7 protein-coding genes are annotated in these 6,811 nt (G+C 38.0%); 4 read left to right on the top strand and 3 right to left on the bottom strand.

Translation table 11 applies throughout. From position 1 onward, the window contains the following. Positions 1–332: 332 nt before the first annotated feature. A complete protein-coding gene (locus tag D6734_07750; GenBank protein RMF94465.1) occupies positions 333–1,511 on the bottom strand; it encodes an acetyl-CoA C-acetyltransferase in 1,179 nt (392 codons plus the stop codon). 128 nt (positions 1,512–1,639) lie between these two features. On the opposite strand from D6734_07750, the gene D6734_07745 reads away from it, so the two are divergent. Genes D6734_07745 through D6734_07730 form a run of 4 tightly spaced genes read left to right on the top strand, consistent with a single transcriptional unit; the run spans position 1,640 to position 4,316 of the window. After that, complete coding sequence (locus tag D6734_07745; GenBank protein RMF94464.1) at positions 1,640–2,674, top strand: hypothetical protein; 1,035 nt, start codon at positions 1,640–1,642, stop codon at positions 2,672–2,674. Then, positions 2,671–2,925 carry a 4Fe-4S dicluster domain-containing protein gene (locus D6734_07740; GenBank protein RMF94463.1) on the top strand — a complete coding sequence of 85 codons (255 nt, stop codon included), beginning with the start codon at positions 2,671–2,673 and terminating at the stop codon, positions 2,923–2,925. Before D6734_07745 ends, D6734_07740 begins: the two co-directional genes overlap by 4 nt. Positions 2,926–2,947: 22 nt before the next feature. Beyond that, the gene (locus D6734_07735) at positions 2,948–3,643 is read left to right on the top strand and encodes a hypothetical protein (GenBank protein ID RMF94462.1); all 696 of its coding nucleotides are present in this window, start codon (positions 2,948–2,950) and stop codon (positions 3,641–3,643) included. 25 nt (positions 3,644–3,668) lie between these two features. Next, positions 3,669–4,316, top strand: coding sequence for a DUF1847 domain-containing protein (locus D6734_07730; protein RMF94461.1), 648 nt, complete (start codon positions 3,669–3,671; stop codon positions 4,314–4,316). 16 nt (positions 4,317–4,332) lie between these two features. On the opposite strand, the gene D6734_07725 is transcribed toward D6734_07730, so the two are convergent. Continuing rightward, entirely contained in the window at positions 4,333–5,667 is a 1,335-nt protein-coding gene (locus tag D6734_07725) for a hypothetical protein (GenBank protein ID RMF94460.1), read from the bottom strand. Positions 5,668–5,782: 115 nt separating this feature from the next. Then, positions 5,783–6,811: hypothetical protein (locus D6734_07720; protein ID RMF94459.1), on the bottom strand; the 1,029-nt coding region annotated here is incomplete at its 5' end.

The raw sequence follows: 6,811 nt of genomic DNA, 5'->3' as shown, positions 1-6,811 counted from the left end.
AGATAATTTTTTTTTTTTTTTTAAGCATTTTTACCAATTTTAATCTATACAGAAATAAAACAGCTTCTGTAATATGAGAGTCATGGTGGCGCAAAAAAGAAAGGACTCGGAGAAGAGTGACACGGTGATACGGCGAGAAAAAATAATTAATAGAGACCGTTGCTGACAGGCGTAGAGGCCTGTGCTCTACATAAATACGCGATAAACGATGCAAAGCATGAATTTTCTTATTCGAGGTAAGGCAAAGCTTTGACGAGTTTTGAAAATTCAAGGGAACTTTTTTTTAAAGGGATTAAAAACTTCAATTCAGCCCTGTGGACAAGATATACGAATTACATTTCGACAATGAGGCTAACCCCCATCCCTCCCCCAATACACAGCCCTGCAAGGCCGAGGGAGGAACCGCGTTTTTTCATCTCGTGCAGAAGCGTAACAAAGATTCGTGCACCACTAGCTCCGATTGGATGCCCTATTGCAATGGCGCCTCCATTGACATTGACCTTTGATGTATCAGCTTTCAATTCGCGAAGCACGGCGATTGACTGTGCTGCAAATGCCTCATTCAGCTCGATCAAATCCATATCTGAAATCTTTAATCCTGCTTTATCGAGCGCTTTTTGGCTTGAATAAAGAGGACCCATTCCCATCATATCAGGTTCAACTCCTGCAATAGCATAGGACCTTACCTTTGCTAAAGGCGTAATACCAAGCTCATTTGCCTTCTCTTCTGACATAACAACAACAGCCGCCGCGCCATCATTTATTCCGGATGCATTTCCCGCTGTAATAGTTCCGTCTTTTTTGAATGCAGGCCTTAATTTAGACAACATCTCTTTTGTGCATCCGAATCTTGGAAACTCATCCTGTTTGAATATAACCGGATCACCTTTTCTTTTGGGAACCTCTACAGGAACTATCTCATCATCAAATTTACCGTTTTTGATTGCCTCTTCTGCCTTGTTTTGGCTGTTGACTGCAAATTCATCCTGTTCTTCTCTTGTTATATTGTATTTTTCAGCAATTTTTTCTGTGAGAAGTCCCATATGAATATTGGAAAAGGCGCATGTTAGTCCGTCTTTTATCATTAAATCTATGGCTTGGACATCTCCCATCCGTGCGCCCCATCTTTGCGCAGGCAATGCATAAGGCGCCTGGCTCATATTTTCTGTTCCTCCAGCAACTATGACATCTGCGTCACCTGCACGGATTTCCTGTGCCGCCAGCATTATTGAGCGAAGTCCCGAACCGCACATTTTATTTAGAGTAAAAGCAGGCACTTCTACAGGTATTCCTGCTTTGACAGAAATCTGCCTTGCAACACTTTGCCCAAGATTTGCCTGAAGTACACAGCCAAAGATTAGTTCGTCTATATCAGATGGTTCAATTCCAGCTCTCTTTATGGCTTCTTTTGCTGCAATTGTCCCAATTTCTGCCGCAGGAACATCCTTCAAAGTTCCCCCATAACTGCCTACAGCAGTTCTGCATGCGCTTGCTATTACCACATTTTTCATCTTTACTTTTCTCCTTATAAAAAAATTAATGATATTTCTGATTTGCTTTTGGATTTATTTCTCTTTAAAACAAAATAAGGTCTTTTGTCAATGAAGGAGGGCAGAGCTTTTCTTGTTGCATATATTTCTTGTTTACTGATAGTTTGGTTGATAGAGCCAAAGTAAAAATAGTTATGCAGAAAAAAGATAGTCTTTTAAAGCCCTATAAACTTTCTTTTAAAAAGATTGATTTTTTAAAATCTCTTTTTTGTATTATTAGAGCATTCAAAAAGACTTTTACTGTAGAACCGGGACTCTATTTTTTGGGAGAAGAATATGACAAATCTACTCCTCTGCTTGTAACATGCAATTATCATCTTACAGTTTATCTTCTCTGGTCTTATTTAAAATCTATTCCCTTGCGAATACTTGTTATCGATACTGATGGGATAAATGTATGGTGTTCAAGTGCGGAAGGAAAATTCTGTGCTGAAGAAATCATAAATCAGCTTCTTAAATATGAAAAAAACATTTTAACGGATAAAGAAAAAATCGAAATGGTGCTTCCTAAACTTTCCCTTTCAGGAGTATCTATAAAGAAATTGAAGGCAAACAATATAATTCCTTTGATTGGGCCGATATATGCATCGAAAATACCATCCTATCTTTCAAAAAGACCTCTTGAAGATTGCACGGAAGACAAGTTTGAATTTTCATTTAAAGACAGATTGTTTACTATGCCGGCGTCAATGATTCAATTCACAAAATATATGGTTTTTGCCGCAATTCTTCTTTTTATATGGGATTATTTTACGAATACAAAGATATACTGGCAAACAATTCCAATTGGGCTGATTTTTTCATTTCTTTATATAGTGCTTTTCCCTTTTTTGCCGACAAAAACCTTTTCAGTTAAGGGGCTGTTTCTCTTTGGTGCAATATCATTTGTTTATTTTCTTCATACATTTGTCTTTATGGGAAGCAAAATAAACATCTATGAAATCCTTTTTTACTTTTTTTTCACTGCGGGAACATCAGTTTTTTTCTCGCTCTATTATACAGGCAACAGTGGTGTCAGTAATTATTCGCTTGTCAAAAAGGAAATAAAAAACTTTCTTCCTTTAAGTTTTATTTTTTATTTAATATCGTCTATTATAGTCATAATTAAGGGACTGCAATTATGATTTCGTTCATCGATGAAAAATGTACGGGATGCAAAATATGTGTAAAGGTTTGCCCACAGGCAGTTATAGCTATGATTGATGGGAAAGCTCAATTGACAGATTATCAATCCTGTATGGAGTGCGGTGCCTGTGAGCTCAACTGTGAATTCAATGCAGTCAGAGTAACAAAAGGTACTGGATGTCTTATAGCTATAATCAAGGAAGATATACTGAAGATTGCTCCCAAAAATACGGGCTGTAGTTGTAGTTGATGAGAGGAGGTCAAGACACTAAGTGAAGGATTTGCGTGAAGTTCATTCGATATCCTTTAATGATATAAAGAATAAAATATCACTTTCAGAAGTTTCTATGAAATACCCTCTTCCATGGCGTCCTATTCGCGCATTAGGAATGATAAGATTCACTGGAAGGTCATATACAAGTGAAAGATTCCATAGAATTTTAATAATGAAGACAAAGATGTTTCGAGGTGAAGTTTGTACTGTTTTTATCTGTCCCAAACCGGAATATAGAATGCCTATTTTCGAATCGGAAACAATGTTTTTCGGGAGAAAGACCATCTTTTTTATGGATGTAATGCAGACTTGGTCCTATGATTTGGAAAAATTCAGCGGTTATGACAACCTGTTAAAAATTCGAAGCAAATATTCTAATGAGCTTGCAGACGTGATTAAACCGAAAGGTAAAATAGCAGAAATCTTTTCTCCATCACTCTGTTATGCAAATATTAGGAGAGAGTCGGAGTTAAAAATTCTCGATCTTCACAAGGAATATCTTGATGTTTATATCGAGAGCGTCTCGAGCGCAGAAAAGCTTAGGGACGAAACCCTTATTTTAAAGGCTGAGAAGGACTTTGAAAATTTCATAAAATTTACGACTGATAATGATCCTGCTATGAAGATTCTTTATAAACTTTATGGTGAAAAGGAAGGGCGTAAAAGGTCCTATGATCTTTTTTATGGGAAGTGAAAGATAAAATGAATAGGAGTCGAAAATGTCTCTACCAAAATGTGCCTTGACTTGCGGAAATAAAAAGCTCACACAGGGATGTTTCAGGGGAAACGGTAAATTTCCGAAGGATTGTCCTACCTGCACAGAAAATGAAATTCTTGATTCAACTCTTTCTAAATATACTTCAAACAAAAAAATAAAGAAGATATTCAATGCCGCTGCAAAAGTTGAAAGTGCGGGATACTGTAAATGGACTCGTGTACAGGAAGCGTTAGAATTTGCAAAAATTTACGAAGCTAAACGAATAGGGATTGCTTCCTGTGTGGGGTTGATGGAGGAATCGCTTCTGCTTGAAAAACTATTCGAAAATCATGGATTCGAAGTTCTAAGCGCCTGCTGTAAAGCAGGAGCATTCGATAAAACAAAAGCCCGCATTCCCGAAGAAGACAAGATTCGTCCCGGAAATTTCGAAGCAATCTGTAATCCTATAGCCCAGGCGGAATTTTGCAACAAATACAAGACCGACCTCAACTTTATTATGGGGCTTTGTATAGGGCACGATGCGCTCTTCACTATGCATTCCAAAGCGCCTTCATCCACAATTGTAGTAAAGGACAGAGTTACAGGGCATAATCCAGCAGCGGTTTTCCACACTGCAAATACATATTATAAAAGTCTTTTTGGTAAATGAAAGAAGGGAAAAACCGCTATTTGACTTTGACTTTCTTCGAAACCTTGATGTTGTTTGTGTCATCCGATTCTTCAACTTGTTTGGAGCTGTCGCAGAATGCTTTTATATAGTATTTGCCTCTTCTCTGTCGTTGCGGGACTTTCCACCGGAATAAAACTGCGTTTTTCTTCCCCCGAACCAATGCTTTAATACGGCTTTTTCTGATAAGTGTATCTCCTTCAAATATTTTTTTCTTATTCTTTGAAAGATAAAAACTTATTTTGGAATTGTTGCTATTGGCATTGCCTATGTTTTTAACTATTGCCTTTATTTTTGCTTTTTTCCCTCTTTTGAAGGATTTTGCAATCTTTAATGATTTGACTATTAGATCAGGTAGTTTTTCATTTGAAGCCATTTCCCTTTTCAATATTTCAATTCCTGTTTTCCCTTCAGCTATAAATATTAACTCGCCTGAGACAAAAACATCCTGCGCACTTCCTGCAGTATCATAAACACTTCCAACTAACGAAGGATTGGAAGTTGCAGGTTTGCTTACATCGAGAATGAAGAATCCGTCATCACCGCCTGCTATATATGCCTCATCAGAATTTAAAAAAAGCCCGTAGTAATAGCCAGCCTGAAAATGATAAGAGCGCCTAATCACAGGATTTGAGATGTCAGTTACATCTATAATTATAAGCCCTGCGCCCCAGTCTGCCAGATAGGCATAGTTGCCTGAAACCACTACATCACGGGCGGGATTTGAGACAGTATCATAGGTTGCTACAAGTGTTGGAGAAACAGGATTACTCACATCGACTATCTGCATTCCTCTCTCATCATCGGCGAGATAAACGGTGTCTGTAATGAGGAACATATCAAGGGAAAAATCATTTAAAGAAGGAGTTGTATCAATTGAACCAACAAGCTGAGGAGACGAAGGGTTGCTTATGTCGATTATTGCAAGGTTTGGCTCATTGAACTCTCCCATCAGCGCAACATAGGCGTATTTGCCCGCAACCTCTATAGAGGATGCTTCCGGTCCGGTACTTTGTGCCTGATTTCCCAGTGATTTCCAAATGTCAAAAGAGCCGATATTCGTGGGAGATGAAGGATTGGATACATCCACTATCTGAAGACCACCAATCTGTTCTGCAATATACGCAACTGTGCCGGAAATAGCAACATCGAGTGTCTTCCCATTATAGATGTCCGAATTGTTTTCATAAGTCGCAAGCAGTGTTGGGGATACGGGATTGCTCACATCGATAATCTGAAGTCCTTCGCTTCCGTCACAGACATAGGCAATATCATTTTTCACTAAAATATCGTAAACATCGCCGGGAGTATCATATGAAGAAAGAAGGGTCAATTCTTGAGCATATGAGAGAGGCAGAAAGACAAAAAGACTGACAAAAAAGAGAAATAGTTTCTTTGAAGAATTGATAACATTGCTCCTTTAAAGGTGATTAAAAAAGATTTTATCTTTACTCAAAAGTACAGTATTCTACTCGAAAACGCAATGACTCTGTTGCAACAGTTCCATTTCGGGAATCCACTGCCGCGCTTTCATAGGATACCGGAATTATATTGTGAGCATAAATTGTCCGCTTTGTCATGCCAGCCCTGTCATGATAACTAAGTGTTGCGTTTATTCCAGAAGGAGAACCCTCTGCACCGGTCGTACCTTTTGCAAAATTCTCGAATAATGTTCTGAGTAATGTATCGCCCTTTATTATGTGTTTTTTGACTTCCCACTCACCATAATCAACTTGTATAATTGTAAACCATTTATGATTATCAATTTTTTTGTTTACCTTCGCTCTTGACAATTTGAATGATACTCTGCCGGGAATTACTTCAAGTACAGATAATTCCTGACCATTAATTTCAAATCCAAAGGTATCTGATGTAAGTATCAAATCAATAGGATCTGCCCCTTGTAGGATATTATAATTTCCGATACTCTTATTCTTTGTGGGGATACTCCCGGCAACTTCTTCAACTATCATAGGTTTGAAAACAAATTCCTCTTCGAGAAGTGATGAGTCACCAGCTCTAACTGATGGGGGAGTATAGGAAAGAGGAATACACTCTTTGAAATGAATTGTTCTTAATGTGGTGCGACTCGAATCTTGAAGTGTTAAAGTGCTATTCCACCTAGTTCCCTGACTGCGTGCCCAATCATTTAATATTGAGAGAAGATCAGTTCGGTATTCCATTGGGAGCATTGGTCCTTCGATCGTCACTGGACCGAAAAATACATCACCCGGCTTTTTCATTTTTTTTATCTTTTTCCAGAGATTCTTTTTATTGCTCAAGTGCAAAATTGCTGCCCCTCCATCAATGGAATACCAGTTTTTACCGGGTTCAGCCCCTGCACCATCCTTTAAGTCAAATTCGAAAGTGGAAACATCTTGTACACCTACATTATCTTCAATAGCAGATAGTTGGTAAGAAGAGAGTAGTAAGAATGAAGTAAGAGCTAAAAAAAAAAAAAAAAAAAATGTTTTTTT

The organism is Candidatus Schekmanbacteria bacterium, assembly GCA_003695725.1.
Classification (GTDB): domain Bacteria; phylum Schekmanbacteria; class GWA2-38-11; order GWA2-38-11; family J061; genus J061.
Note: the sequence above shows the minus strand (reverse complement) of the source record. Positions and strands in the feature narration are given on the sequence as shown.

Coding starts and splice junctions, on each gene's coding strand:
- D6734_07740 (RMF94463.1), top strand. CDS start 2,671: ATGATTTCGTTCATCGATGAAAAATGTACGGGATGCAAAATATGTGTA.
- D6734_07750 (RMF94465.1), bottom strand. CDS start 1,511: ATGAAAAATGTGGTAATAGCAAGCGCATGCAGAACTGCTGTAGGCAGT.
- D6734_07730 (RMF94461.1), top strand. CDS start 3,669: ATGTCTCTACCAAAATGTGCCTTGACTTGCGGAAATAAAAAGCTCACA.